This is a genomic window from Amycolatopsis japonica, assembly GCF_000732925.1.
GTDB classification, from domain to species: Bacteria; Actinomycetota; Actinomycetes; order Mycobacteriales; family Pseudonocardiaceae; genus Amycolatopsis; species Amycolatopsis japonica.
Window position 1 is genome coordinate 203,533 of record NZ_CP008953.1, and the last position, 25,009, is coordinate 228,541.

Here is a 25,009-nt window from a genome sequence, read left to right on the forward strand (position 1 = left end):
GGAGGGGACGCATGCGGTTTCGGAACTCGCTCGCGATCGGGCTGGCGGTGCTGACGCTCGGCGGCTGCACGTCGACGATCGCCGGTACGGCTGCGCCGGTGCCCGGACAGGGACCGGTGATCACGAAGGCCGAGCCGTGCACACTGCTCTCGGAGGAGCACGCGAACGCGCTGGGAGTCACCTATCCCGGAGCGGAGCGCCCCGCCAAACCCGAACAGAAGGTGCCCGCGGTCTGCCGGTTCCGCGAGCTGGAGGGCGTGCGCAAGGCGTCGAGCCTCGAGGTCGCGTTGAGCAAGGACCTGTCCGTGAACGAGTACATGAACGGCGCCCAGTCCGGCGAGAAGTTCGGCATCGGCGGCTTCACCTGGACGCGGTACGCCACCATCCTCGGGCCGACCTACTGCTCGCTGAGCACGGAGCTCACGCCGGACTCGTTCGTGGAGATCTCCAGCGAGAGCCCCGACCACACCGAGGGCAACGCGTGCGACCTCGCCAAGGCGGCGGCCCCGGCCGTGGCGTCGAAGCTGCCGGGCGGGGAGCAGAACCCGCAGATCACCGCCCCGCCGGGGCAGAAGCCCGCCGAGCCGGGCGGTCCGCTCGTGAGCACCGACCCGTGCGCCATGCTCAAGCCCGAGCAGACCGCCCAGCTGCGGCTCGCCCCCACCGGCGAACCGATGAAGTCCACCTCGGATCCGAACCAGGTCGGCTGCGAATGGGCCGATACCGACGGCGAAAAGGGCGAAAAGGCGCTCGACCTCTGGTTCTACCCGGCGACGGCGATGGACGAGACTCCGACGCTGATCTCGCAGGGCGAACCGCAGGACTTCGAGTCGGGCGGTCGCAAGTGGAAGATCTACACCGAGTCGGGCAGCAAACTGTGCGCGGCGGGTATCGCGATCACCGCGACGTCGACGGTGGCGATCATCGCGGGCAACCTCGACGACCCCGCGAAGGCGTGCGAAGTGATCAAGGCCGCGGTTCCGCTGCTGAACACGAACCTGCCGCCGTCGTCCTAGGACACGGCCTGGCCGGTCACCTCGTCGGCGATGTGCTTCGCGATCTCCAGCGCGCTGGTCGCCGCCGGTGAGGGTGCGTTGAGGACGTGCACCTGGTTCCGCGCGGTCTCGATCAGGAAGTCGTCGACGAGGGCGCCGTCCGGGCGCAGCGCCTGTGCCCGGACCCCGGAGCCGTGCCGCACGATGTCGTCCTCGGTGACGGCGGGCACGAGCCGCGCGAGGCTTTCGGCGAAGCGGCGGCGGGAGAACGACCGGCGGACCTCGTCGAGCCCGGTCGGGTACGCGTACTTGCGCGCGAGCCGCCAGACACCGGGGAAACGGGCGACCTCGGCGAGGTCTTTCGCCGACACGTCGCGCCAGGTGTAGCCCTCACGCCGCAGCGCGAGCACGGCGTTGGGGCCGGCGTGCACGCTGCCGTCGAGCATGCGGGTCAGGTGCACGCCGAGGAACGGCAGCGACGCGTCGGGGACCGGGTAGATCAGGCCCCGCACCAGATGGCGGCGTTCGGGCTTCAGTTCGTAGTACTCGCCGCGGAACGGCACGATCCGCGCGCTCGGGGTGAGCCCGGCGAGCCGGGCGACCCGGTCCGCGTGCAGGCCCGCGCAGTTGACGAGGGCGTCCGCGTGGATCACGTCGTCGCCGGTCGCCACCTCGACGCCGCCGGTGCGGCCGGGCCGGATCCCCAGCGCGGGCGTGCCGAGCCGCAGGTCGGCGTCGGACTCGTCGAGCAGCCGCACCAGCGCGGCGCAGACGCCCGCGAAGTCGATGATGCCGGTGGACTCCACGCGCAACGCGGCGACGCACGAGACCTCGGGCTCGTACTCGCGGGCCTCGCTCGGGGTGATCAGCTTGGCCGGGACCCCGTTGGCCTCCGCGCGTTCGGCGAGCACCTTGAGCGCCGGAAGCTCCGCTTCGGAGGTGGCGACGACGAGTTTGCCGCACACCTCGACCGGCACCCCGTACTGCCGGGCGAAGTCCACAATGGACCGATTGCCCGCGGTGGACATCCTGGCCTTGAAGGAACCCGGCTTGTAGTAGAGCCCGGCGTGCACGACGTTGGAGTTGTGCCCGGTCTGGTGGGCCGCCCAGTGCTCCTCCTTCTCGAGCACCGTGACGTCCAGACCCCGTTTGGTCAGTTCCCAGGCTGTGGCGAGACCGACGATCCCGCCCCCGATGACTACGACTGTGCGCACGATCGACCAGGTTACCCGGAGCGCTACCTGACAGCTGTCAGGTTAGGTGGTAGCTTACCTGACCGATGTCAGGTAAGCGGTTGAGCAGGGAAGAACGCCGGGAGCGCATCCTGGCCGCGGCGGCGCGGGTGTTCGCCGCGTCCGGGTACGACGCGGCGGGGATGCGCGAGGTCGCGACGGCCGCGGGGATCAGCACGCCCGTGCTCTACGACCATTTCCCTTCCAAGGCGGCGCTGTACGCCGGCCTGCTGGAGTCCGAAGTGGACAGTCTGCTGGCCGGCTGGGCCGACCTGCCGCCGTCGGACACCGCCGAGGGGCTGCTGCGCGCCAGGGTGGCGGCGATCTTCGCCTGGATGGAGACGAACGAACGCGGCTGGCGGATGATCTTCGCCGAGACGCCGTCCGACGAGGGCGTCGCCGAGGTGCACCGGCGCGGCCAGGCCAGGTCGACCGCGCGACTGACCGAGGTGTTCGGCCAGGTCCCCGGCCTGGCGCTGACCGCGGACCTGCCGCGCGACCGCGCGAACGAAGCGCTCGCCGAAGCGGCGAAGAGCGCGCTGAACGCCATCGCCACCTGGTGGTGGGACAACCGCGACATCCCGCGGGAGCAAGTCGTCGCGCTCACGACGGATCTGTTGTGGCGCGGACTGGGGAATCTGATCCAGGAGGACCGATGAGCATCGAAACCACCGAGCGGTATCGCCGCGCCCTCGAGACCCGGGACGTGGACCTGGCGCTGAGCGCCTTCGCGCCGGACGTCGTGGTGCACTCACCGCTGACGAGCCGGGTCCGGTTCACCGGGCACGCGGAACTCGGGCCGCTGCTGGAAGTCGCGTACACGCATCTGCGCGATGTCCGGTTCCACACCGACACCGGCGACGGCGAGACGCGCGTCGTCGTCTACACCGCGCGCATCGGCGACGAGGAGATCGAAGAGGCGGCGGTGCTGAAAATCGGCGAAGACGGGCTGATCACCGAAGTGACGCTGTTCGTGCGGCCGCTGCCCGGGCTCGTCGCGCTGATGGACGCCTTCGGCCCGGACATCGCGCGCCGCAACGGCCGCACCTTCGCGGCCCGGCTGCTCGCGGTGGCCGCGAAACCTCTGCTGGCCATGGTGCGGTCGGGCGACCGGCGCGCCGTCCCGCTCGCTGGCCCGAGGGGCTGAAGGGAGCTTTCCCCGCATCTCATGCGAGGAAAGCGCCCTTCACCGCGTCTTATGCGGTGAAGGGCCCCTTCAGCCCACCGGGGCAGCGACCGGAGCAGCCTCCTCTTCGGGGTCTTCGAGGACCTTCGGCACCCCGCGCAACGTGAACAGGACGCTCACCGCCAGCACCGCCATCAACCCCGCCGAGCACAGCATCGTCACCTGCAGCCCGTCGACGAACGCCAGTTTCGCGTTGGCCAGGACCAAAGCTCCCTGGTCCGGCGGCAGCTGAGCCGCGAACTGGACGGCCCCGCCGAGGGTGTCCGAGATCGCCTCCGGCGGTACGCCCGGCGGGATGACGAGTTCGCTCCGGTACAGCGCGCCGAGCGCACTGCCGAGGACGGCGATCCCCAGCGCCCCACCGAGTTCGGTCGCCGTCTCGGAGATCGCCGACGCCGCGCCCGCCCTGGCCTTCGGCACGACGCCCAGCACCGTGTCCGTCGCGACGGTGAGGATCAGCGCCAGCCCCACGCCGAAGACGATCATCGCGGCCAGCAGATCCGTGTACACGATCGTCACGCCGATCCCCGAGTACAACGCGAACCCGATCGCCGACAGCGCGCAACCCAGCCCGATGGTGATCGCGCGCCCGAAGAGCTTGATCCCCATGGGCGCGAGCACCCCGCCGACGATCGCGCCGCCCATCCCTGGCAGCCCGGCGAGCCCGGACTTCAGCGGTGACCAGCCCGCCACCAGCTGCAGGTACTGCGCGAACATCAGCGAGACCGCGAGCTGCGCGAACATCGCCAGGATCGTGGTGCCGACGGTCGCCGAGAACGCCCGCCGCGCGAACAGCTTCAGATCCATCAGCGGTTCGGCCAGCCGCGGTTGCCGCAGGACGAACGCCAGCAGGCAGCCGAGCCCGAGCACCGCGGCGACCGCGACGTCCCAATGCCCCCAGCCCTTGTACGCGACTTCCTTGATCGTGTAGACGATCCCGACCATGCCGGCGATCGACAGCAGCACGCTGACGACGTCGATCCGGCCAGGGGCGGGGTTCTTCGATTCGGGCAGGATCAACGCGCCCGCGATCACCATGACCACCACCACGGGCACGTTGACCAGGAACACCGAACCCCACCAGAAATGGTCGAGCAGGAACCCGCCGACGAGCGGCCCCATGCCGAACCCGAGGATCGTCAGCCCGCTCGAAACCCCGATCACGGCCGCGCGTTCCTTGCCGGTGAACACGTTCCGCACGATCGAGAGGGTCGACGGCATCAGCGTCGCGGCGGCGACCCCGAGCAGCGCGCGGGCGGCGATCAGGAGTTCCGCCGTCGGCGCGTACGCCGTGATCACCGAAGCGACCCCGAACAGCGACGCCCCGATCAGCAGCAGCTTCTTCCGGCCGACGCGGTCGCCGATGTTCCCCATCGTGATCAGCAGCCCGGCGAGTGCGAAGCCGTACGCGTCGGCGATCCACAGCAGCTCCGTCGTCGACGGGTGCATCTGCTCCGAAAGCGACGGCAGCACCAGATGCAGCACGGTCAGGTCGATCGCGATCAGCAGCTGCGCCAGCACGCAGACCGCGACGGTGCCGATCTTGCGGCCCTTGCCGATGGTCACCGCGACACCCCGAAGGTGAGTTCCGGCGAGTGCCGCGCGGTGCCGTTCTCGCCGTCACCCAGGTAGAACCGGGTGCTGAGGGTGCGGGCCGCCGGGTCGAGGACGCTGCGCCACAACGTCCGCCACGGTGCGCCGGGCTCGACCGCGAACGACACCGTGTCGAGCGCGGCGCGCGGCCCGGAGCCGGCTTCCTTGGTGACGGTGCGCAGCCGCTCGTAGGTGCGCATGGTCTCCGGCGTGTCCTCCGGCAGCGAGTCGACGTCCGGGTGCAGGTGCAGCAGGTGGTTCGTGACGCACAGCGGCCCGTCGGCGACCTCGACGAAGTACTCGATGTCGTTCGCCCCGCGCTCGTAGACGAAACCGCGGCCCGAGGCGTCGGCGACGATGTAGTGACAGGGCGCGCCGTGCGCGTACTGCTTGGCGAGCATCAGCGCTTCTTTGGCCTGGTCGAGGTTTTCGGCGGTGTCCAGCAGATACCGGCACACCTGCATGACCGAGAGACCCGCCTGCGGGCCCGGATCGTGTTCCAGCGGCGCGGCCGTTTCGACGTCGGCCATCAGCAGCGCGACGACCAGCCCGGCCTCGTTGACCCCCTCGGTCGCACCGTCCATTGTGGACATGGTGAGCGCGGTCGAGGCGATGCCGTCGTCGGGGATCGTCGTCAGGACATAGGGGCGTGACGCCATCGGCACGGTCCCGTCGTCCACTGGCTCCTCCCCGGCCAGCGCCGCACCCAGCTGGGTCCAGCTCATGGTGAAGAAGTCGTAGTTCCGGCCGAGCGCGCTCCCCGTCCACAGCGCCGAGCACCCCGACCCGGCGGGCAACGCGCTCGCGTCGTCCAAGGAGACCGCCGCGTCGGCCGGGAGCCCGTAGGCCTCGGCGAACCCGGCCAGGCGTCCGGCGTACTCGGGCCAGTTCCGCGCGAACCAGGTGCGCCGCGCCCTGGCCGCGATGGGGTCGATCGCCGACGGCGACCAGTCCGAGCGCGCCTTCACTTCGGCACCGAGCGCCCGGCCGATCTCGGCCTGGGAGCCGCGCAACGTCAGATGCCGCACGGCGAGGAAGTCTTCGGGAGATCCAGCTGCGTAAGTCATGTCCGGAGGGTCTCCGCGACCGCTGACCGTCCGCGCACCGAACGCTGTCAGCGCTTGTCAGTGCTTGACAGTGTTTGTCATCGGAATGTCATGTGCCCCGCGCGAAAGTGATCTCACCAAGGCAACGACAAGCGAGGGAAACCATGCTCAGCAACAAGGTGTACATCATCGGCGGGGCCGTCATCAGCGTCCTCTTCGTCGCGCTCGCGATGGTCGAGTTCTCCACCGGCTACCCGGAGGACGGCCTGCAGGACCTGCTCTACGCCGTCGTGAGCGCCGGTGCCGGCGCCCTGCTGTACGTCCTCGACCGCCGCCAGCGTGAGCGTCGCGCGGCCGCCGAAGCTCAGCGTGATGCCCGATGAGGAACATCGACGGCGGCTTCCTCGCCGCACCGGACCAGGCCTCGCTCCAACGCCGCGAACAGGACGTGCGCAAGGGAAAGCTCGCGCTGATGCTGGCCGTCGTGGGCGGCTTTGTCGCATTGATCGCCGGGTACAACGTCTTCGCGGACTTCTCGCCGGTTTCGCTGGTGGTGACGATGCTCGGGCTGGCCGCCGCGGTCGGGGGCGGTGTGCTCACCAAACACCTGACGCGCAACGTGCGGTTCCGGGTGCACAAGCCGAACGCGGGCCTGGTCGGCGCCGCGAAACTGACCGGGCTCCTGGTGGCCTTCTTCGGGATCGCCGCCCTGCTCGGTTCGATCGAGGCGCCCGGTGCGCTGCGCGTCGTCCTGATCGCCGGCGGCGTCGGCACCATCGCCTACGTGAAGTCGCTGCACGACCAGCAGTGGGTGCTCTTCGAACTGGACGCGGTAGGCGTCCGGATCGAGCGGACCGTCGTGCCATGGCGTGACGTCGCCCGGCTCACCATCGATCCGGTCGGCCCCGGGATGACCCGGCTCGGCGCCGTCCCGGTCAACGCGGCACCGCTGTACGTCGCGGTCCAGGACAGCGAACTCGACCAGCGTCACCTCGCCGATGCCATCGGCCGCTTCGCGCCGCAGGGGATCCAGCTGGCCGGCGGTCAGAGTTTCCCGGTCAATTGAGCGGCGCCGCGCACACCGAGCCCTCGGCGATAGGCCCGGTCGAAATCGTCGCCGAGCCGCTCCCGCACGGTCGTCCTGAGCAGGGCGGCGTCCAGATCGACGGCGAACGAGGTGCCCCGGATGGTCACCGCCGCCCCGATCAGGACCGCCGCCCGCTCGGCGTCGCCGCGCAGCAGCGCGACCCCGGCGAGGCCTTCGACGGCGCAGGCCATGGTGGTGCTGTCGTGCCAGCGGTCCGCCGACACCAGCGCCAGCCGGTGCAGCTCCTCGGCCCCGTCGACGTCGCCCTCGGCGGCCAGCACCCAGCCGAGGGAGATCTTCGCGCCGGCACGCACTCCTTCGGCCGCGAACGAACCACCGGAACACTCCGCGAGCGCGCGTTCGCTCAACGCGCGGGCCGCCGCCAGATCGCCCTCGTGCCGGGCGAGGAACGACAGCCCGACATATCCGGCCGCCCGGCTTTCGGGCATCCCGGCCCGGCGCGCGATCTCGATGGCGAGTTCGAAATCCGCCCGCGCGCCCGCCGCGTCACCGTGAAGCAGTTTGCTGCCGCCGCGACGGCACAGCAGGTCCGCGTTGTCGTCGGAGGCGCCGAGCTCCCGCATCAGCCGCAGGGCCTCGTTCATCGTTTCGAGGGCTTCGGCCTGCCGGTTCGTCCAGATCAGGACCTGTGACAGGTGATCGAGGGCCATGGAAAGGCCCCAGCGTTCCCCGATCGAGCGGAACGCCTTTGCCCCCTCGCGCAGGAATTCCTCCGCCGTTTCGAGATCGCCCTGCATCAGCGCGCGGAGGCCGTAGCCGGTCGGCGAGAGGGCGAGACTCCAGTCGTCGCTGTTCGCCAGCAGCACCCGGCTGCGTTCGAGCAGCGCGTCGTCGTCACCGGGCGGGCCGGTCACGACACCCATCAACAGCAGCAGCGCCGGGTTCCGGGGTGCCTTGACGAGGCTCGACATGAGGCCTTCCACCAGCGGCAGGTGCCGGTCGAGCGCCTCATGGCCCCGCAATCCCGCGGCGGCGGTGAGCACGCAGAGCTGGTGCTCCTCTTCGAGACCGTCCGGCGCCCGTTCGCCGAGGCGTTTGACCACTTCCAAGCAGAGCGTCGAGCCCTCGAACCGGCGACCGCGCATCCACCAGTACGTCACCATCGAAGCCGAAAGCCGGAGCGCGACGCGCACGTCGGATTCCGCGCCCCAGCGCAACGCGGCGAGGAGATCGTCATAGGCGGCGTCGAGGCGGTCGAGCCAGCGCAGCTGGTCGCCGGTGCGCAGCATCGGATCCGCTTCCTCGGCGAGGGCGAGGAAATGCTCGGCGTGCGCGCGCCGCATCCGGTCGGCTTCGCCCGCTTCGGTGAGCTTCCCGGCGAAGAAGGCCCGGATCGTTTCGAGCATCCGGTACCGGTCGCCGCCGCGTTCGACGAGTGATCTGTCCACAAGGGACGAAAGCAGCTCCGCGGTGTCCGGCACGCCGCAGACCGCTTCGGCGTCGGCCAGCGTCGTCCCACCCGCGAAGACCGTCAGCCGCCTGCCCAGCAGACGCTCGTCCTCGTCGAGCAGATCCCAGCTCCACTCGACGACACCGCGCAGGGTGCGATGCCTGGTCTCGGCGGTCCGGCTGCCTCGCGACAGCAAGCCGAACCGGTCGTCCAACCGGGCCGCGATCTCACCGATCGGCAGCGTCCGCACGCGTGCGGCGGCGAGTTCGATGGCCAGCGGCAACCCGTCGAGCGCGGCGCAGATCCGCTGGACGTCGCCCGCGGTGGTGTCGTCGACGGCGAATCCCGGATCACCCGCCCGCGCGCGGTCGGCGAACAGCCGGACGGCGGCGAACTCCAGCGACCGGGCGGGTGGCGTGCCCGGCGGCGGCACGGCGAGCCGCGGCACGGGGGAGACGATCTCGCCGGTGATGCCCAGCGGTTCGCGGCTGGTGGCGAGCACCCGCAGCGCCGCGGCGGCGCCGAGCAGCCGGGCGACCAGTTTCGCGGCGGCCTCGACCAGATGCTCGCAGTTGTCGAGCACCAGCAGTACCGCCCGATCGGCCAGCGCGGCGATCAGGCGCTCCAGCGGCGCGGTCTCCACCGGCGCGGTGACCGCCCCGAGCGCGACCGTCCGCAGGCCGAGGGCGGTCAGCACGGCGTGCGCGACGTCGGCGTCCTCGGTGTACGGCGCGAGTTCGACGAAGACCGCCGGAAGGTCCATCGCGGCCGCGGTCTCGATGGCCAGCCGGGTCTTGCCCGTCCCGCCGGGGCCGGTCAGCGTCACCAGGCGCGAACGGTCCAGCTGGTCGAGCACGTGCCGAAGGTCGCCTTCGCGGCCGATGAAGCTGGTGAGCTGCGCGGGAAGCGGCGCGGTTGTGGTCTTGACGGGCGGCGTCTCACCCCGCAGCACGGCCAGATGCGCGGCGGCGAGGTCGGGTCCGGGGTCCGCGCCGAGCTCGTCGGCCAGGACCCGGCGGGCGTCCTCGAACGCGGTGAGCGCGTCGGCCTGACGGCCCGCGGCGTGCAGGGCGCGGATCAGCAGCGCGCGTGGCCGTTCCCGCAGTGGCTGCTCGTCGATGACCTCGCGAAGCTCGGCGAGGACGTCTTCGTGTCTCCCGAGCTTGAGTTCGGCCTCGACGCGGTCTTCGATCGCGGACGTCTTCAGCTCGTTCAGCCTCGTGACCTGCGGATCACGGAACGGCGCGTCGGTGATGTCCGCGAACGCCGGACCGCGCCAGAGACCGAGAGCGTCACGAAGCAGCTCGGCCGCCTTCGCGGCGTCTCCCGCAGTGAGAGCGCGCCGTCCTTCGGCGGCGAGCCGCTCGAACCGGTGGACGTCGACGTCGTCGCGGTCCACGACGAGGCGGTAACCCGCCGGGCTGAACTCGACGGGCGCGAGCTCCTTCAGCGCACCACGCAGCCGCGAGACCTGCGACTGCAGCGCGTTCGCCACTCCATCGGGTGGCTGCTCGCCGTAGAGACCGTCGATGAGCCGTTCCGCGGGGACGACGCGGCCCGCCTCCAGCGCGAGCAACGCGAACAGCGTCCGGACCCTCGGGCCGCCGACCGGGACGGTGGTGCCGTCCTCGCGGCGCACCTCCGTCGCCCCCAGAACGCCGAATCGCATGAGCTCAAGAGTAGGACGTCGTTTACCTGGGCGGATCCAGCCCGCCCGAGATCCGCCGAATGGCGTCTATACACTTCGCCGGGTCCCCACGCAATGGGAGAGGTATGTCTGAGCACGAACCTGTGGTCCTCGGTCAGCCGACCGTCGGCGACGAAGAGCTCGCCGCGGTGGCGGAGGTGTTCCGGTCCGGCTGGCTGGCCGGTGCCGGTCCCGCCTGCCGCCGTTTCGAGGAACGCTTCGCGAAGACCGTCGGCACCGCGCACGCCCTGACCACCAGCAACTGTGGCTCGGCACTCTTCCTCGGGCTGCGTGTGCTCGGCGTGAAGCCGGGCGACGAGGTCATCGTCGGCGACTACACGTTCCCCGCCACCGGCCACGCCGTGCTCCAGGCGGGCGCGACCCCGGTGTTCGCGGACATCCGCCCGGACGTGTGGAGCGCCGATCCGGCGTCGATCGAAGCGCTGATCACCCCGCGCACGGTCGGCATCCTCGCCGTCGACGTGGCCGGGCAGCCCGGTGACTTCGACGAGTACCGCGCCATCGCCGACAAGCACGGCCTGTGGCTCTTCGAGGACGCCGCCTGCGCCGCGGGCGCGACGTACAAGACCCGCCCGGCCGGCAGCCTCGCCGACCTCGCCGCGTTCTCCTTCCACGGCCGCAAAGGCATCACCGCGGGCGAAGGCGGCGCGCTGGTCTCGGACCGCGAAGACCTCATCGCGCACGCGCGCAAGCTGCACACCTACGGCATCGAGCCCGCCATCACCCGCGAGGGTTCCGGCGCGCTGCCGATCCCGGAGTTCCACGAGCTGGGTTACAACTTCCGGCTCTCGGACGTGCAGGCCGCGATCATGAACGTCCAGCTCGACCGCCTCCCGGACCTGCTCGCGGCCCGCCGTTCGGTGGCCAAGCGCTACCACGAGGCGTTCGAGAACCTGCCCGGCATCGACGTCCCGGTGGAACTGCCGGACCGCGAACACCCGTGGCAGGCCTACATCCTCACCGTGGCCCCGGAGATCGACCGCGACGCGCTCGCGCTGCGGATCCGCGAGCAAGGCGTGCAGTGCAACTTCGGCACCTACGCCTCGCACCTCCAACCCATCTACGGCAAGAAGCAGACCTTGCCGGTATCGGCGGACCTCTTCGCCCGTCATCTCGCCATCCCGATGCACGCCAACCTCACCGATGCCCAGGTCGACCGGGTCATCGGGACCGTCAGCGCCGCACTGCCGAGCTAGGAGAGAAATGCCCGACAAGAAGGTCCTCTTCACCGGGGGCGGCGGTTTCATCGCCGCGCACGTCATCCCGATGCTGATCGAAGGCGGCTACACCGTCCGCGTCTTCGACAACATGACGCGCGGCGACCGCGCCAGGATCAACGAGTTCGTCGCCACCGGCAAGGTCGAACTGGTCGAGAAGGACGTGCGCTACGGCGGCGCCGTGCGTGAGGCCATGCGCGGCTGCACGCACGTCATCCACTTCGCCACCGTGTCGATCAACAAGTCGGTCGCGGACCCGCACGAGTCCATCGACATCAACATGGTCGGCAACCACAACGTCTTCGCCGCTGCGGCGGACGAGGGCGTCGAGCGGGTCGTGTTCGCCTCGACCGCGTCCGTCTACGGCGACCCGAAGCGGCTGCCGATGCACGAGGACGACGAGCTCAAGCCGCTCACGCCGTACTGCATCTCGAAGCGCGCGGGCGAGGACATGCTCGGCTTCTACGAGCGCACCAAGGGCCTGTCCTGGAACGCGCTGCGGTTCTTCAACGTGTACGGCCCCGGCCAGAAGATCGAGGCCTACTACACGTCGGTGATCAACCACTTCATCCAGCGCCTGCGCGCGGGTCAGCCGCCGATCATCGACGGCCGCGGCGACCAATCGATGGACTTCGTGCACGTCACCGACCTGGCCCGCGCCGTCGTCGCGGCGCTGGAATCGGAGAAGGCGAACGTGCCGATCAACATCGGCACCGGTATCGACACCTCCATCGCGACGCTGGCGAAGATCCTCATCGACGCCGTCGGTGTGAACGTCGAGCCGCTGTTCAACGAGCGCGACGTGCTGGTCTCGCGGCGTGCCGCCGACATCACCCGTGCCCGCGAGATCCTCGGCTGGGAGCCGAAGATCTCGGTGGAAGAAGGCATGTACGAACTGGTGAAGGCTTCGGAGTGAGTGCCGGGCCAGGGGAGAGCCGCCCCATGCGTATCGCCGTGGTGAACAACTTCTTCCCGCCGAGGGTGGGCGGAAGCGCGCACATGGCGGCTTCCCTGGCCGAGCAGTACGCGGCGCGCGGGCACGAGGTGCTCGCGATCACCGCCGCGTACGCCGACGCCCCGGCCGACGAGACGAAGGACGGCTACCGCGTCGTCCGCCTGCCCGCGGTGAAGATGCCGCAGCTGGGCCTGTCGATCGACTTCGACATGAGCTTCGCCTCGCTGCGGCCGGGGAACTGGCGACGGCTGCGGAAGCTGCTGGACGAGTTCAAGCCCGACGCGATCCACCTGCACGGGCAGTTCTTCGACCTGTCGTGGCTGGCCGGACGGTACGCGCGGCGGCACAAGCTGCCGATGCTGCTGACCATCCACACGCTGCTGATCAGCGACAACAAGCTGTACGGCGGCGTCTTCCGGTTCCTGGACACCGTGCTGGTGAACCCGATCCTGCGCTACCTCAAGCCGCGGTACGTCATCCTCGACAAGCTCGGCGTCGACTACTGCGTCGAGCGCTACGGCACGAGCGACGCGAACTCGGACTACTTCCCGATCGCCGTCGACACCGGGAACTTCGAGAAGCCTTTGACGAAGGATGTCCGGGCGGAGCATGGACTCGGCGACGGTCCGGTGATCGTCTCGCTCGGGCACGTGATCCCGCTGCGCAATCGGCTGCCGCTGGTCGAAGCACTTCCGTCCATTTTGGACAAACACCCCGGCGTGAAGGTGGTCGTCGTCGGCCGCGTGTATCACGACGTCTTCCTCAAGCGAGCGGAAGAACTCGGGGTCGCGGACGCCATCATCGTCACCGGCGCCGTGCCGAAGGCGGACGTGCCCGCGTACTTCGCCGCCGCCGACATCGTCACGCACGACCTCAACGGCGGCTGCGGCACCGCGTCGCTGGAGGCGATGCTCTCGGGTACCGCGACCATCGCTTCGGTCACCGAGGACAACTACCCGGGCATCGAACTGCGCAACGGCGAGAACATCCTGCTGGTGCGCCCGGACGACAGCGAGGCGGTGGCGAACACCGTCATCGAACTGCTCGACGACCCGGAGAAGCGGGCTTTGGTGGCACAGCGGGAAAGCGCGATGGTGCGGGCCAACTTCGGCCTCGACGTCGTCGCCGAAGAACACCTGCGTACCTTCGAGAAACTGGTGACCGAGGCCGATGTTCTTCGATGACGAGCGCAGCAACCGGCTGCGCCCGCAGATCCTGACCGAACTCGTTTCGCAGTACATGAACGACGCCGAGCGCGCTCGTTTCTACGGGCTGCCGGAGTCGACCCGGGTCCGCGAACGCGTGAAGATCATCAGCCCGGAGAACCTGAAGATCGGCGAACACTGCTGGATCGGCGAAGGCGCGGCGCTCGACGCGAGCGGCGGGCTGGAGATCGGCGAGCACACCAGCATCGGCCTCAACACGCTGATCTTCACGCATTCCAGCTGGCTCGCGAACATGACGCTGCAGAACCACTCGGGCAGCGACCTCATCGAACGCAAACCCGTGAAGATCGGCAAAGGCTGCTTCATCGGCGGCCTCGTGGTGATCATGGCCGGCGTCACGATCGGCGATTTCGCCACCGTGCAGCCGAATTCCGTGGTCGCCAAGGACGTCCCGCCGCGCAGCCTGGTGGCGGGCAACCCGGCGCGCGTCTTCCAGAAGTACGACGACGAGTACATCCAGTCCGAAGTGGAGCGTGTGCGCGCCGAAAACGCGCGGCGGCGGGCGCTGGCCGAGGAACGCGGGGACGCCGCTGGTTCTTGGGGCGCCCCGGCAGGCGATTTCACGGAGTAGCTCCGGGGCCGCCGTCACGTGATCAGGCACGTGACTCGCGTGATTGGATGCCGCACTCGGTGTTCCGCCTCTGATCACGCGAGTTCCGGCTTCGATCACGCGAGTGCGGTCTTACGACCCACTGCACCGGCTGCCCGCTGGCGCTTCGACGATTGTGCGCGTTCGACCGGACGGCGCGTGTGGCGTGGGGCGAAGGCTCCCTTCGCCGCATGAGACGCGACGAAGGGAGCCTTCAGCCCAGGCTGGTTGTTGCTCGCCGAGGAGCCGTTGACCATTCGCGTGCCGGACGTACTCGTCACGAGCTCGACCGAGCTGAACGTCCGCCGAGCCTCGCCGTCGGACGTGCGGTTGGTCATCGAGGTGCTCTCCGAGGGAACCGTCCGCACCGACCGGGTCACCAAGTTCTCCGAATACGCCGAAGTCGGCATCGAGCACTACTGGATCGTCGACCTCGAAGAACCGGCGAGCATGACCACGTACCGCCTGATCGACGGCGAGTACGAGAACTTCGGCGAGCACACCGGCAAGGTGAGCCTCGACTTCGACGGCACTCCGCTCACGCTCGACCTCGACGCGCTGACCACCCGCCACGCGCAGCGCCCCTAGATGTCATGAACGACCCTTTCCTGACGAAAAACGTCAGGAAAGGGTCGTTCATGACATTCGACAAGGCTGCAGCGCCCCTGATCACGAGCCGGAACCAACGCCCTTCCCGGCCCGACTACTAGGCTCGGCGGGGGAGTTCCCCGGTGAGAAGGGTGTCTGATGAGGTTCAAGCGGTTCGGTGCGTCGTTGCTGGTCACCGGGTTGGCCCTGCTGGGCACCGCGTCCCCGGCGCTGGCCCATTCGGAACTGAAGAGCAGTGACCCGGCGAGGGGCGCTTCGCTGGCGACGCCTCCGACGCAGATCAAGCTGACCTTCTCGGGCCCGGTCACCCTCGCCGACCAGAACCCGATCCAGATCACCGGCCCCGAGAACGCGTCGTGGACGGTCGGCCGCGCGGAGGTCGCCGGAACGGTCGTCACGGCGCCGGTCCAGGCCGTCGGCCCCGCGGGCGAGTACACGCTCCGCTACAAGGTCACCTTCGAGGACACGCACGCCACGAGCGGCTCGGTGAAGTTCAACCTCAGCGCGCCGGCACCGAGCCCGACGAGCCAGGCCCCGACGAGCAGCCAGGCTCCGGCCAGCAGCGCTGCCCCGGCACCGCAGGCCGGCGAGACCACTCCCGAAGACCTCGTGCCCACTTGGGTGTGGATCGTCCTCGCGGTGGCCGTGGTCGTGGCGGGGATCGTAGTCGCGCTCCGGTTCACTCGCCGGAAGGACTGAAGCAACCTTTCAGGTGGTCAACCGTCGAACGGAGATGAGGACCAGGGTGGCTCGCGGCGATGACGAGTTCGTCGAGTTCGTGCGGAACTCGGCGACCCGTCTCCAGCATGCGGCCTTCCTGCTCACCAGCGACCGTCATCAAGCCGAGGACGCCACCCAGACGGCGCTCGCCAAGACGTACGCGGCCTGGTCGCGGGTACGCCGCAAGGACGCCTACGCGTACGCGCGGCAGGTGCTCGTCAACCACGTCATCGACGGCTGGCGGCGCCCGATCCGCGAGAACGCCACGGAGGACATCCCCGAGCAGCCGAGCGGCATGGACGTCGCCGGTGCCGTTGTCCAGCGGAAATGGCTGCTTGACGCGTTGCGTACGCTCACAGACCGGGAGAGAGCCGTCGTGGTGCTCAGGCACTTCTTCGACTTGAAGGAATCCGACGTGGCGGGCGAATTGGGTGTCTCGGTCGGCACCGTGAAGAGCACCAATTCCCGCGCCCTGACCAAACTGCGGATCACCGCGGAGGACGGAACGGAACTGATCGGGGGGCTGGGACGATGACCGACCTCGAGACGCTGCGATCGGCTTTGCGGGAACCGCCCGCCGAAGGGTTCGCCGAACCCGACCTCGGCGCGATCATGACCAAGGGCAGGCGTATCCGCCGTCGCCGCCGTCTCGCGACCGGCGCGGGCGGGGTCGCCGCCGCCGTGGTGACAGTGCTGGTCATCGTCGGCGCGGTCGCGCTGCGGGAGCCCGCTCAGCAGCCGCTTCCACCCGCCGCGAGCGCGCCCGTCGCGTCCGCCCCCGCTCCGGCACCGGTGAGCCCGTCGATCACGGCGGCACCCTCGGACGCTCCGTTCGGAGAGGTGATCCCGCTCGGGTACAAGGGCGAAGGTGGCCGTGAGCTGGTGATCTACGCGTCCGAGATCGACGAGCCGTCGATGCCGGACGTCCGGTTCGGCCTGCAGGTCGCGTACCGGACCGGCGCGGGCGAGTACGAGGCGCTCCTGGCCGCCAACGAATTCAAGGGATCGGACCGGTCGTTCGGCTTCCACGCCGTGGACGGCGGCGACGTGATCCGGGGGACGTTCGTGCCGGTGTTCGGCTACTTCTCCGGTCCGGCGGTGCGGGTCACCAGCACCGTCCGCGGGAAACCGGTCGAGGCCAAGGTGATCCCGTGGAGTGAGGACCCGTCGGTCGTCATCTTCTGGTTCAGCCCCGGCCAGGTGGAGTCGCCGTACGTGCTGACCCCGCTCGTCGCGTACGACGCGAAAGGCCAGCGGCTCACGAAGTGAGCGACTCAGGGCGCTGTCGCCGGATTTCGGCGAAATAGGCGTTGACCGAGGGCCGGTACAACCCGACGAGTCCGAGCACCGTTCCCGTGAGGGCGAACGCGTCGATCACGACGAGCACGATCCCCGGGACCGGCAGTCGCCAGCCCTCGCCCGCCGCGGTCGCGTCCAGGATGGTCACCGCCGCGTGGACCACGGTGATCAGCAACATGAGACTCACGAGGGCCGCCGAGCAGGTGAGGAGCACGCGCGCCCAGCTCCGGCCCGAGCGTGTCAGCAGGCACAGCGCCATCTGGACGACGCCGATCACGAGGATCCAGACGATGACCGGCGGGTCCGTGTCCTCCGAGCGGAGGCGGATGCCCTCCGCGGCTTCGGCGTCCGCGGTCAACGCGGCGTCGAGGAGCGAAAGCAGCCCTGACGTGATCATCCACGTCAGGGCCGCCAGCGCGAGTACGGTCGTCGCGCGCTTCAGGGTCTTGGGCACCAGCGCAAGATAGCGCCCCCGCCGCGAAAGGTCAGGCCGCGGCCTGCGTCAGCACCTGGTCGACGACGGCGTGCGACGGCAGGATCAGGTCCCGCTCGACGTCCACGTCGACCTTGCCTTCGAGCAGGTCGACGAACCGGTCCAGCTGCGTCGCGAGCGGCTCGCGCGCGGTGACCAGTTCCGGGATCTCGATGACGGTCTGCTGCCGGTAGCCGAGGCCGTCCTCGGTGACCGAGTCGTGCGAGACGTGCCGGTAGATGGTGACGTCGCGGCGGAGCAGGTCGATCTCGATCATGCGGTCCAGTTCGGACACCCACAGCGAACGGACCTTGCGCTGGCCGAGCCGGGACGCCGAAACCGTGGCGAGCCCGGACTCGAACGACAGCACCGTCTCGATGGTGTCCTCGGCGCCTTCGACGGAGCTCGGGTGGAAGTAGCCGGCACCGGAGGCGACCCGCTGCGGGGTCGCGCCGCCGAAGAACTGGATCGCCAGGTCGACGTCGTGCACCAGGAGGTCCCACGCGACACCGGTCTTGATCCGCGGCGCGTACGGGCCGTGGCGGCGGGCCATCAGGTGGATCGGCTCGTTGACCAGCGCCCGCGCGGTCATCACGGCCGGGTTGTAGCGCTCCAGGAGCCCGCACATCAGCGGGATGCCCTTCTTCGCCGAGAGCCCGACGATCTCCTGGGAGAACTCGAGGCTGTTGCACACCGGCTTCTCGACCAGCATCGGCTTGCCCTGGCCCAGGATCTCCTGCGCCAGCTCGTAATGCGCCTCGGTGGCCGAAGCGAGCACGACGGCGTCCACATCGGACAGCGAGCCGATTTCGGGCGTCCACTGGGTTTCGTAGCGATCGGCGACCTTGCGGCCCGCCTCTTCGCGCGGGTCGATCACGCGGACGAGGTCCACGCGCTCGTTCGCGGCGAGGACACGGGCGTGCAGCGAGCCCATGTTCCCGGTGCCGATGAGGGCGATCTTGTGGGTGGTCATGCGCCGAGTACCTCGCGAACCGTTTCGATGATGGTGTCCAGGTCGGACTCGGAAAGGTGCGGGTGCACCGGCAGGGAAAGCGCCTGCGCGGCGACGGAAGCGGCCACCGGGAAGTCCTCGACCTTCGCGTCGGGGATCAGCGGGTTGTTCCGGTAGCAGTCGTAGTCGAAGACGATCTTCGGGTAGTAGATCCCGTTGCCGATGCCCCGCTCGGTGAGCGCGGCGGCGAGCTCGTCACGCGAGAGGAAGGCGTGCGGGCCGACCAGCACGGTGTACTGGTGCCACACGTGTTCGCGGCCCGGCAGGACCTGCGGGATGTCGAGACCCGGGGTGCCGGCGAGGCCTTCGGAAAGGCGCTTCGCGTTGGCCTGGCGGGCGGCGGTGAGCTGGTCCAGCTTCTCCAGCTGCGGGATGCCGACGGCGGCGTGCAGGTCGGTCATCCGGTAGTTGTGCCCGGCGACCTCGTACTGGTACCGGGCGCGCATGCCCTGGTTGCGCAGCACCCGCAGGCTGTCGGCCAGCTTGTCGTCGTCCGTGGTGATCACGCCGCCCTCGGCGGTGGTCACGTTCTTGGTGGCGTACAAGGAGAAGCAGCCGATCCCGAAGGAACCCGACGGCTTGCCCTGGAACGACGCGCCGACGGCCTGCGCGGAGTCCTCGATGATCTTGAGGCCGTGCTCGGCGGCCAGCGGCGCGAGCTTGCCCATGTCGGCCGTCTGCCCGTAGAGGTGCACGGGCATGAGGACCTTGGTGCGGTCGGTGATCGCGGCGGCGACGGCGTCCGGGTCGATCGCGAAGTCGTCGCGCCGGATGTCGGCGAAGCGGACGGTCGCGCCGGCTTCCAGGATCGCGTTCAGCGTCGCCACGAAGGTGAACGGCGAGGTGACGACCTCGTCGCCCGGCTTGAGGTCGAGCGCCTGGATGGCGGCGACCAGCGCGGTGGTGCCGTTGTTGACGGCGATCGCGTGCTTCGTGCCGGAAACGCTCGCGAACGCGTCCTCGAAGCGCTTGACCATCGGTCCCTGTGCGATGGCGCCGGATCGCAGCACCTCGACGACGAGGTCCTCCGCGTCACGGACGTCGACCACGGTAATGGGGATCATCTGCAAGTCTCTCTCGACTGGGCGTTCTGGTGCGTCCGGTACAGTGAGCCGCCGGTTCTGCGCCCGGCCGCCCCCTCTGGCGCGGGCCACACGTTACCGGGACCGCCGAAGCGCCCATTACCCCAGGCTGCCTCCAGCCACAACGAACGGATCTTCACGTGGTGAACCGCATCCACCCGACAGCAGTCATCGGCGAGGGTGTCGAGCTCGGCGACGACAACGTCATCGGACCGTTCACGGTCGTCGTGGGCCCCACCCGGATCGGGGACGGCAACTGGATCGGCCCGCACGTGACCATCGGGACCCCCGGCGAGGACCGCGGCCGCGAACACCCCGCCGCCTGGGAAAGCGCGCCGAACGGTGATCCCGATCACGACGGCCACGGTGTCGTCATCGGCAGCCGGAACCGGATCCGCGAGTACGTCAGCGTCCACCAGGGCACTTGGCGCACCACCACCATCGGCGACGGCGGCTATTTCCTCCGCGGCTCGCATATCGCCCACGACTGCCTCGTCGAGGACGCCGTCACGGTCGCGTCGAACGTCATCACCGGCGGCCACTGCCACATCTGGTCCGGGGCGAACCTGGGCATGGGCGCGATCCTGCACCAGCGGGTCGTCATCGGCCCCGGCGCGATGGTCGGGATGAGCTCCGCGGTCCGCAAGGAGGTGGGCGCGTTCACCATCGCCGTGGGCAACCCCGCGCGGGTGACCGGCGTCAACACGGTGGGCCTGTCCCGCCGCGGCCTGGACGAGGCCGCCATCGAGGCGCTGGGACCGTGGCTGAAGGGTAAGGCCGGTCTCCCTGAGGACGGGCTGGCCGACCGGCTGCCCGGCGACCTCTCTACCTTGGTGAAGGCGTGGGACGCCCGTCCACGCGACGATCATTAGGAGTACGGACATGGCGGAAGTCGCCGGCAAGCTGCGTGAGGTCTTCGTCGAGGCGCTGGACCTCGACGGCGAGGTCGATGTCGAGAACCTGAAGTACCGCGACATCGAGGCCTGGGACTCGGTCGGTCACATGGCGCTGGTCGCGGCCATCGAGGACGAGTTCGATGTGGAATTCGACACCGACCAGGTGATCGACATGTCCAGCTTCAAGGTCGCCGTCGACATGGTGACCGACCTCCAGAACAAGTGATGCTGGAAGGCAAGGTCGCCCTGGTCACCGGGGGTACCCGGGGTATCGGGCTGGCCACCGCGCGGGCGCTCGCCGAGGCGGGCGCCACCGTCGTGCTGACCGGCCGCGACGAGGCGAAGGCCAAGGAAGCGGCGGCCGCGGCGGGGGCCGCGAGCGGGCTCGCCCTGGACGTGACCGATGCCAAGGCCGTGTCGACGCTGGTCCGCGGGGTGGCCAAGGAACACGGCAAGCTCGACATCGTGGTCGCCAACGCCGGGATCATGGAGGACGCGCTCCTCGGCATGATCCGCGAGGAACTGGTCGACACCACGCTGAGCACGAACGTCGCCGGCACGCTGCACACCGTCCAGGCCGCGGCCAGGGCGATGATGCGCAAGAAGACCGGGGCGATCGTGGTGCTCGCTTCGATCGTCGGCGAGTACGGAAGCGCCGGTCAGACGGTGTACGCGGCCTCGAAGGCGGCGGTGGCGAACATCGCGCGTTCGGCCGCGAAGGAACTCGGCCGGTCCGGCATCCGGGTCAACGCGGTGGCGCCCGGCGTCATCGACACCGACCTGACCTCCGGCCTGACCGAGGACGCCAAGGCCGAGAACATCGGCAAGACCCCGCTGGGGCGCCTCGGGACGCCCGAGGACGTGGCGAACGCGATCCGGTTCCTCGTCAGTGATGACGCTTCGTTCATCACCGGGCAGGTGCTGGGCATCGATGGAGGATTAGTTCTGTAATGACCCTTCTGGGTGTGGGTGCGCGACTGATCGACGTCACGAGCGGCAGGACGCTCGAGGGCGAGGAACTCGACACCGAGGTCACCCGCGTGGGTGCCGCGTTGTCGCTGCTGCCGCCGGGCGCGCTGTTCGCGCGGATGTCGGTGGACCTCTCCAGCGTCCTGAACTACCTCGGCGCTTTCGAGGCGGGCCGCGCGATCGCGCTGATCGACCCGGCGCTGGACGCCGACGTCCTGGCGGGGCTCATCGAGCGTTTCCGCCCGGCCGCCGTGCTGTCCGCACCGGACGCGTCCGCCCCCGAGGGGTACGGCGTCTCCGACGGCCACTGGGTCCGGGAATCCGCCGAAGGTGTCGAGCCGCATCCGCATCTCGCGGTCCTGTTGCCGACCAGTGGTTCCACCGGGAATCCGAAGCTGGTCCGGCTCTCCCGCGGCGCGGTGTACGCCAACGCCGACGCGATCGCCGAGGTGCTCGGTATCGACCGCCACGAGATCGCGCCGACCAGCCTCCCGCTGCACTACAGCTACGGCCTGTCCGTGCTGAACTCGCATCTCGTCCGCGGCGCGACCGTGGTCATCGAGCCCTCCGGCGTGCTGGGGCGCGGGTTCTGGGACGCGGTCAACGAACACAAGGTCACCTCGCTCGCCGGGGTTCCGTACCACTACGAGATGTTGCGGCGCCTCAAGTTCGACCCGGCGAAGTACCCGACGCTGCGCACGCTGACCCAGGCGGGCGGCAAGCTCCGCGACGATCTCGTCGCCCAGTTCAACGACAAGATCCGCGAGGTCGGCGGCCGGATGTTCGTGATGTACGGGCAGACCGAGGCCGCGCCGCGGATGACCACCGTCCCCGCGGAACGGCTCGCGGAGAAGCTCGGTTCGGCCGGGCCCGCGCTGCCCGGCGGTTCGTTCGCCATCCGGCGTGAGGACGGTTCCGAGACCACGCATCCGAAGATCGTCGGCGAGGTCGTCTACCGCGGGCCCAACGTGATGATGGGCTACGCCGAGGACGAGGCCGGGCTGGCCGCGGGCGACGAATACGGCGGCGTGCTGGCCACCGGCGACCTCGGCTACCTCGACGAGGACGGGTTCCTCTACATCACCGGACGCCTCAAGCGGATCGGCAAGGTCTTCGGCAACCGCGTCAGCCTGGATGATCTCGAGCACGCCGTGCGTTCGGCTTCGGTGGGGATCGACGTCGTGGCCGCCGTCCCGGCCGGGGACAAGGTCGTCCTGTTCGCCGAGTTGCCTGAGGGCGACGGAGCCAAGGCCATCTGCAAGGACGCCGCCAAGGCGCTGTCCGAGCGGCTGCACCTGCACACGAGCGGTTTCGACGTCCGCCCCATCGACACCGTGCCGTTGCTCGCCAGCGGCAAGATCGACTACCGGTCGCTGGAGGCCCAGGTATGAGCGTCTTTACGTTGTCCCAGGCGGAGCGCGAGAAGTCGTTGCTTCCGCAGCTCGCCGAACTGACCGCGCACCACCGTGAAAACTCCGAAGGCTACGAGCGCATCCTGTCGTCGCTCGGTATCGCGCGGGACGCGTCGTTCGCGTCCATCGCGGATCTGCCGTGGCTGCCGGTGCGGATGTTCAAGACGCACGACCTGCGCAGCATCCCCGAGTCCGAGATCTTCAAGACGCTGACCTCCTCGGGCACCACCGGCGCGGGCGCGTCCCGGATCTACCTGGACAAGGACGCCGCCGGCGCGCAGACCAAGCAGCTCGGCGCCACCCTTCAGGAGGTCCTCGGCGGCGAGCGCCTGCCGATGCTGATGGTCGACACCATCGGCATCATCAAGAACCGCCGCTCGTTCTCCGCGCGCGGCGCGGGCGTGCTGGGCATGGCGAACTTCGGCCGCAAGCACACCTACGTGCTCGACGAGAACGATCAGCCGGACGTCGAGGCGGTCAAGACGTTCCTGGCGACCTACGGCGACAAGCCGTTCCTGATCTTCGGCTTCACCTTCATGGTGTGGCAGTACCTCTACGAGGTCGCCTGCGAGCACGAGCTGGATCTCTCCAACGGGATCCTGATCCACTCCGGCGGCTGGAAGAAGCTGATCGACCGCGCGGTGGACAACACCGAGTTCCGCCGTCGCTTCAAAGAGGACACCGGGCTCACCCGGATCCACAACTACTACGGGATGATCGAGCAGATCGGCACCGTGTTCCTCGAAGGACCGTCCGGGAACTCGTTGTACTGCCCCGATTTCGCCGATGTGGTGATCCGGAACCCGGAGACCTGGGAAGAGCAGCCGGTCGGCGAGCCCGGGGTGATCGAGGTCGTCAGCACGCTGCCGCGTTCGTACCCCGGCCACGTCCTGCTCACCGAAGACCTCGGTGTCTACAACGGGATCGACGACGGCGACTGGCCGGGCAAGCACTTCTCGGTCATGGGCAGGCTGCCCAAGGCCGAGGCCCGCGGTTGCTCGGACACCTTCCAGGGAGCGGCGGCATGAGTCTCAACCAGCGTTTTCCGCTCGGCGACGCGATCGAGGTCGACAAGCTGGTCGAGGAGCTGCGGGCCGAACCCGTCGGCGGACGGCTCCGCGTCGGCGACCCGCGTGTCGTCGAGTTCCTGACGAAGTTCGCGCGCAAGCTGCTCGCACCCGCGACGGCCCGCCGCTTCCCGGAGCTGGCGTCTCTCGGTTTCTTCCTGCGCAAGGGAGAAATCGCCAAGGCACTGTCCACTTTGGAGACTTCCGGCGACGCGCTGCGCTTCCCGCGCGGGCTGGTCTTCCACGTGCCGCCCGCCAACGTCGACACGATCTTCGTGTACTCGTGGGCGCTTTCGGCGCTGGCGGGCAACCACAACGTCGTCCGCGTCTCCTCGCGTTCGGCCGGTGCCGCCGAGACCGTGTTGGAGGCGCTGAACGCCGCACTGTCCGAAGTGGACGCCGACACTGCCGCCGCGATCACCGCGACGCAGCGCATGGTCACCTACGACCGCAGCGACGCGATCAGCGGCGCACTGTCGGTCGCCGCGGATCTGCGGGTGATCTGGGGCGGCGACGCCTCGGTCGCCGCGCTGCGCAAGTACCCGCTCGCGCCGCACGCCCGCGACCTGACCTTTCCGGACCGGTCGTCGTTCGCGGTCGCGTCGGTCCGCGGCTGGCAGAACGCCTCCGAGGCCGAGCGCCGCGGTGCCGCCGAGGGCTTCTACAACGACTCGTACTGGTTCGACCAGGCCGCCTGCTCGTCACCGCGCGCGGTGTTCTGGGTCGGTGAGGAAGACGGCGCCCGCGAAGCCGGGCAGGAGTTCCGGAAGCTGCTCGCCGAGGTGCTGGCGACGAAACAGCACGTCACCGAGCCCGCCATGGCCGTGCAGAAGCGGGTTTCGGCGTACGGCGCGGCCGTCGACGGGCTCGTCAGCGGCATCGAGTTCCAGGGCAACGGCATCGCGACACTGGAGCTGGCCGACCCCGCCGTCCTGCCGCGCGAATGGCTCGGCGCGGGCACTTTCGCCAACGCGCGGGTCGACACGCTTTCCGACCTCGTCCCGATCGTGCTCCGCAAAGATCAAACCGTCGGTCAATTCGGCTTCACCAAAGAAGAATTGACGGAATTCGTGACGGAATTGGCGGGCCGCGGCGTGGACCGGGTCGTTCCCTTCGGTTCGGCCCTGACGTTCTCCGCGATTTGGGACGGCTACGATCTGCTGACCGAGTTCAGCCGCTTGGTGACCGTACAGGCCTGACCTGCGGTGACGAGGTAGCAGCAGAGG

General features: G+C 69.3%; 26 protein-coding genes. 19 read left to right on the plus strand and 7 right to left on the minus strand.

Going from position 1 to position 25,009, the window contains the following annotated elements; translation table 11 throughout:
* The first annotated feature begins 11 nt into the window (after positions 1-11).
* Positions 12-1,016, plus strand: a complete 1,005-nt coding sequence (locus AJAP_RS01010; RefSeq protein WP_038507440.1) for a DUF3558 family protein — start codon at positions 12-14, stop codon at positions 1,014-1,016.
* Here the strand turns inward: AJAP_RS01010 and lhgO are convergent.
* Complete coding sequence (gene lhgO, locus AJAP_RS01015) at positions 1,013-2,209, minus strand: L-2-hydroxyglutarate oxidase (RefSeq protein WP_038507443.1); 1,197 nt, start codon at positions 2,207-2,209, stop codon at positions 1,013-1,015. The genes AJAP_RS01010 and lhgO overlap by 4 nt on opposite strands.
* A gap of 80 nt (positions 2,210-2,289) precedes the next feature.
* On the opposite strand from lhgO, the gene AJAP_RS01020 reads away from it, so the two are divergent.
* Both AJAP_RS01020 and AJAP_RS01025 read left to right on the plus strand, forming a co-directional pair.
* Positions 2,290-2,886 carry a TetR/AcrR family transcriptional regulator gene (locus AJAP_RS01020; RefSeq protein WP_038507446.1) on the plus strand — a complete coding sequence of 199 codons (597 nt, stop codon included), beginning with the start codon at positions 2,290-2,292 and terminating at the stop codon, positions 2,884-2,886.
* Complete coding sequence (locus tag AJAP_RS01025; RefSeq protein ID WP_038507449.1) at positions 2,883-3,374, plus strand: nuclear transport factor 2 family protein; 492 nt, start codon at positions 2,883-2,885, stop codon at positions 3,372-3,374. The genes AJAP_RS01020 and AJAP_RS01025 overlap by 4 nt, the downstream gene beginning before the upstream one ends.
* 69 nt (positions 3,375-3,443) lie before the next feature.
* Here AJAP_RS01025 and AJAP_RS01030 read toward each other — a convergent pair whose 3' ends face one another.
* Together AJAP_RS01030 and AJAP_RS01035 are read right to left on the minus strand one after the other, a co-directional pair.
* Positions 3,444-4,979 carry an MFS transporter gene (locus tag AJAP_RS01030; RefSeq protein WP_038507452.1) on the minus strand — a complete coding sequence of 512 codons (1,536 nt, stop codon included), beginning with the start codon at positions 4,977-4,979 and terminating at the stop codon, positions 3,444-3,446.
* Entirely contained in the window at positions 4,976-6,073 is a 1,098-nt protein-coding gene (locus AJAP_RS01035; protein ID WP_038507455.1) for a C45 family peptidase, read from the minus strand. Before AJAP_RS01035 ends, AJAP_RS01030 begins: the two co-directional genes overlap by 4 nt.
* A 143-nt stretch (positions 6,074-6,216) precedes the next feature.
* Between AJAP_RS01035 and AJAP_RS01040 the strand changes: the two genes are divergently transcribed.
* Complete coding sequence (locus AJAP_RS01040) at positions 6,217-6,435, plus strand: hypothetical protein (RefSeq protein WP_038507458.1); 219 nt, start codon at positions 6,217-6,219, stop codon at positions 6,433-6,435.
* On the plus strand, positions 6,432-7,118 hold the full coding sequence (locus tag AJAP_RS01045; protein ID WP_038507461.1) for a hypothetical protein: 687 nt from the start codon (positions 6,432-6,434) through the stop codon (positions 7,116-7,118). The genes AJAP_RS01040 and AJAP_RS01045 overlap by 4 nt, the downstream gene beginning before the upstream one ends.
* Here AJAP_RS01045 and AJAP_RS01050 read toward each other — a convergent pair.
* Complete coding sequence (locus AJAP_RS01050; RefSeq protein ID WP_038507464.1) at positions 7,097-10,219, minus strand: BTAD domain-containing putative transcriptional regulator; 3,123 nt, start codon at positions 10,217-10,219, stop codon at positions 7,097-7,099. The two genes, AJAP_RS01045 and AJAP_RS01050, sit on opposite strands and share 22 nt — an antisense overlap.
* A gap of 104 nt (positions 10,220-10,323) precedes the next feature.
* On the opposite strand from AJAP_RS01050, the gene AJAP_RS01055 reads away from it, so the two are divergent.
* From AJAP_RS01055 to AJAP_RS01090, 8 genes are all read left to right on the plus strand, one after another.
* The gene (locus AJAP_RS01055; protein WP_038507467.1) at positions 10,324-11,454 is read left to right on the plus strand and encodes a DegT/DnrJ/EryC1/StrS family aminotransferase; all 1,131 of its coding nucleotides are present in this window, start codon (positions 10,324-10,326) and stop codon (positions 11,452-11,454) included.
* A gap of 7 nt (positions 11,455-11,461) precedes the next feature.
* On the plus strand, positions 11,462-12,391 hold the full coding sequence (locus tag AJAP_RS01060) for an NAD-dependent epimerase/dehydratase family protein (RefSeq protein ID WP_038507469.1): 930 nt from the start codon (positions 11,462-11,464) through the stop codon (positions 12,389-12,391).
* Positions 12,392-12,417: 26 nt separating this feature from the next.
* On the plus strand, positions 12,418-13,614 hold the full coding sequence (locus AJAP_RS01065) for a glycosyltransferase family 4 protein (protein WP_038507471.1): 1,197 nt from the start codon (positions 12,418-12,420) through the stop codon (positions 13,612-13,614).
* A complete protein-coding gene (locus AJAP_RS01070; protein ID WP_038507474.1) occupies positions 13,601-14,227 on the plus strand; it encodes an acyltransferase in 627 nt (208 codons plus the stop codon). The genes AJAP_RS01065 and AJAP_RS01070 overlap by 14 nt, the downstream gene beginning before the upstream one ends.
* Before the next feature lie 267 nt (positions 14,228-14,494).
* Positions 14,495-14,833 carry a Uma2 family endonuclease gene (locus AJAP_RS01075; RefSeq protein WP_228694833.1) on the plus strand — a complete coding sequence of 113 codons (339 nt, stop codon included), beginning with the start codon at positions 14,495-14,497 and terminating at the stop codon, positions 14,831-14,833.
* Positions 14,834-14,992: 159 nt separating this feature from the next.
* Positions 14,993-15,553, plus strand: coding sequence for a copper resistance CopC family protein (locus tag AJAP_RS01080; protein ID WP_038507479.1), 561 nt, complete (start codon positions 14,993-14,995; stop codon positions 15,551-15,553).
* 46 nt (positions 15,554-15,599) lie between these two features.
* Entirely contained in the window at positions 15,600-16,109 is a 510-nt protein-coding gene (locus tag AJAP_RS01085; protein ID WP_037333490.1) for a SigE family RNA polymerase sigma factor, read from the plus strand.
* Positions 16,106-16,843, plus strand: coding sequence for a lipase chaperone (locus AJAP_RS01090; protein ID WP_038507482.1), 738 nt, complete (start codon positions 16,106-16,108; stop codon positions 16,841-16,843). Before AJAP_RS01085 ends, AJAP_RS01090 begins: the two co-directional genes overlap by 4 nt.
* Here AJAP_RS01090 and AJAP_RS01095 read toward each other — a convergent pair.
* The 3 genes from AJAP_RS01095 to AJAP_RS01105 are packed head-to-tail and all read right to left on the minus strand — an operon-like array spanning position 16,833 to position 19,421.
* Positions 16,833-17,327 carry a hypothetical protein gene (locus AJAP_RS01095; RefSeq protein ID WP_038507485.1) on the minus strand — a complete coding sequence of 165 codons (495 nt, stop codon included), beginning with the start codon at positions 17,325-17,327 and terminating at the stop codon, positions 16,833-16,835. The two genes, AJAP_RS01090 and AJAP_RS01095, sit on opposite strands and share 11 nt — an antisense overlap.
* 31 nt (positions 17,328-17,358) lie before the next feature.
* Positions 17,359-18,318: a Gfo/Idh/MocA family protein gene (locus AJAP_RS01100; RefSeq protein ID WP_038507488.1), complete on the minus strand. Its 960-nt coding sequence runs from the start codon at positions 18,316-18,318 to the stop codon at positions 17,359-17,361.
* On the minus strand, positions 18,315-19,421 hold the full coding sequence (locus tag AJAP_RS01105; RefSeq protein WP_038507491.1) for a DegT/DnrJ/EryC1/StrS family aminotransferase: 1,107 nt from the start codon (positions 19,419-19,421) through the stop codon (positions 18,315-18,317). The genes AJAP_RS01100 and AJAP_RS01105 overlap by 4 nt, the downstream gene beginning before the upstream one ends.
* Positions 19,422-19,579: 158 nt before the next feature.
* Here AJAP_RS01105 and AJAP_RS01110 point away from each other — a divergent pair, with 158 nt between their 5' ends.
* The 6 genes from AJAP_RS01110 to AJAP_RS01135 are packed head-to-tail and all read left to right on the plus strand — an operon-like array spanning position 19,580 to position 24,982.
* On the plus strand, positions 19,580-20,311 hold the full coding sequence (locus AJAP_RS01110) for an acyl-ACP--UDP-N-acetylglucosamine O-acyltransferase family protein (protein WP_038507494.1): 732 nt from the start codon (positions 19,580-19,582) through the stop codon (positions 20,309-20,311).
* A 10-nt stretch (positions 20,312-20,321) separates the two neighbouring features.
* Positions 20,322-20,561, plus strand: coding sequence for an acyl carrier protein (locus AJAP_RS01115; protein ID WP_037333479.1), 240 nt, complete (start codon positions 20,322-20,324; stop codon positions 20,559-20,561).
* Complete coding sequence (locus tag AJAP_RS01120; protein WP_038522155.1) at positions 20,561-21,286, plus strand: SDR family NAD(P)-dependent oxidoreductase; 726 nt, start codon at positions 20,561-20,563, stop codon at positions 21,284-21,286. The genes AJAP_RS01115 and AJAP_RS01120 overlap by 1 nt, the downstream gene beginning before the upstream one ends.
* Complete coding sequence (locus tag AJAP_RS01125; protein WP_038507497.1) at positions 21,286-22,695, plus strand: AMP-binding protein; 1,410 nt, start codon at positions 21,286-21,288, stop codon at positions 22,693-22,695. Before AJAP_RS01120 ends, AJAP_RS01125 begins: the two co-directional genes overlap by 1 nt.
* Positions 22,692-23,744 carry a LuxE/PaaK family acyltransferase gene (locus AJAP_RS01130; protein WP_038507500.1) on the plus strand — a complete coding sequence of 351 codons (1,053 nt, stop codon included), beginning with the start codon at positions 22,692-22,694 and terminating at the stop codon, positions 23,742-23,744. The genes AJAP_RS01125 and AJAP_RS01130 overlap by 4 nt, the downstream gene beginning before the upstream one ends.
* Entirely contained in the window at positions 23,741-24,982 is a 1,242-nt protein-coding gene (locus AJAP_RS01135; protein ID WP_038507503.1) for an acyl-CoA reductase, read from the plus strand. The genes AJAP_RS01130 and AJAP_RS01135 overlap by 4 nt, the downstream gene beginning before the upstream one ends.
* Positions 24,983-25,009 lie beyond the last annotated feature (27 nt).

Excerpts from the sequence above, each read along its gene's own strand:
- AJAP_RS01045 (WP_038507461.1), top strand. The coding sequence starts at position 6,432 with ATGAGGAACATCGACGGCGGCTTCCTCGCCGCACCGGACCAGGCCTCG.
- AJAP_RS01125 (WP_038507497.1), top strand. The coding sequence starts at position 21,286 with ATGACCCTTCTGGGTGTGGGTGCGCGACTGATCGACGTCACGAGCGGC.
- AJAP_RS01040 (WP_038507458.1), top strand. The coding sequence starts at position 6,217 with ATGCTCAGCAACAAGGTGTACATCATCGGCGGGGCCGTCATCAGCGTC.
- AJAP_RS01055 (WP_038507467.1), top strand. The coding sequence starts at position 10,324 with ATGTCTGAGCACGAACCTGTGGTCCTCGGTCAGCCGACCGTCGGCGAC.
- AJAP_RS01065 (WP_038507471.1), top strand. The coding sequence starts at position 12,418 with ATGCGTATCGCCGTGGTGAACAACTTCTTCCCGCCGAGGGTGGGCGGA.
- AJAP_RS01135 (WP_038507503.1), top strand. The coding sequence starts at position 23,741 with ATGAGTCTCAACCAGCGTTTTCCGCTCGGCGACGCGATCGAGGTCGAC.
- AJAP_RS01070 (WP_038507474.1), top strand. The coding sequence starts at position 13,601 with ATGTTCTTCGATGACGAGCGCAGCAACCGGCTGCGCCCGCAGATCCTG.
- AJAP_RS01025 (WP_038507449.1), top strand. The coding sequence starts at position 2,883 with ATGAGCATCGAAACCACCGAGCGGTATCGCCGCGCCCTCGAGACCCGG.
- AJAP_RS01100 (WP_038507488.1), bottom strand. The coding sequence starts at position 18,318 with ATGACCACCCACAAGATCGCCCTCATCGGCACCGGGAACATGGGCTCG.
- AJAP_RS01035 (WP_038507455.1), bottom strand. The coding sequence starts at position 6,073 with ATGACTTACGCAGCTGGATCTCCCGAAGACTTCCTCGCCGTGCGGCAT.
- AJAP_RS01010 (WP_038507440.1), top strand. The coding sequence starts at position 12 with ATGCGGTTTCGGAACTCGCTCGCGATCGGGCTGGCGGTGCTGACGCTC.
- AJAP_RS01105 (WP_038507491.1), bottom strand. The coding sequence starts at position 19,421 with ATGATCCCCATTACCGTGGTCGACGTCCGTGACGCGGAGGACCTCGTC.
- AJAP_RS01060 (WP_038507469.1), top strand. The coding sequence starts at position 11,462 with ATGCCCGACAAGAAGGTCCTCTTCACCGGGGGCGGCGGTTTCATCGCC.
- AJAP_RS01120 (WP_038522155.1), top strand. The coding sequence starts at position 20,561 with ATGCTGGAAGGCAAGGTCGCCCTGGTCACCGGGGGTACCCGGGGTATC.
- AJAP_RS01050 (WP_038507464.1), bottom strand. The coding sequence starts at position 10,219 with ATGCGATTCGGCGTTCTGGGGGCGACGGAGGTGCGCCGCGAGGACGGC.
- AJAP_RS01080 (WP_038507479.1), top strand. The coding sequence starts at position 14,993 with ATGAGGTTCAAGCGGTTCGGTGCGTCGTTGCTGGTCACCGGGTTGGCC.
- AJAP_RS01130 (WP_038507500.1), top strand. The coding sequence starts at position 22,692 with ATGAGCGTCTTTACGTTGTCCCAGGCGGAGCGCGAGAAGTCGTTGCTT.
- AJAP_RS01090 (WP_038507482.1), top strand. The coding sequence starts at position 16,106 with ATGACCGACCTCGAGACGCTGCGATCGGCTTTGCGGGAACCGCCCGCC.
- AJAP_RS01115 (WP_037333479.1), top strand. The coding sequence starts at position 20,322 with ATGGCGGAAGTCGCCGGCAAGCTGCGTGAGGTCTTCGTCGAGGCGCTG.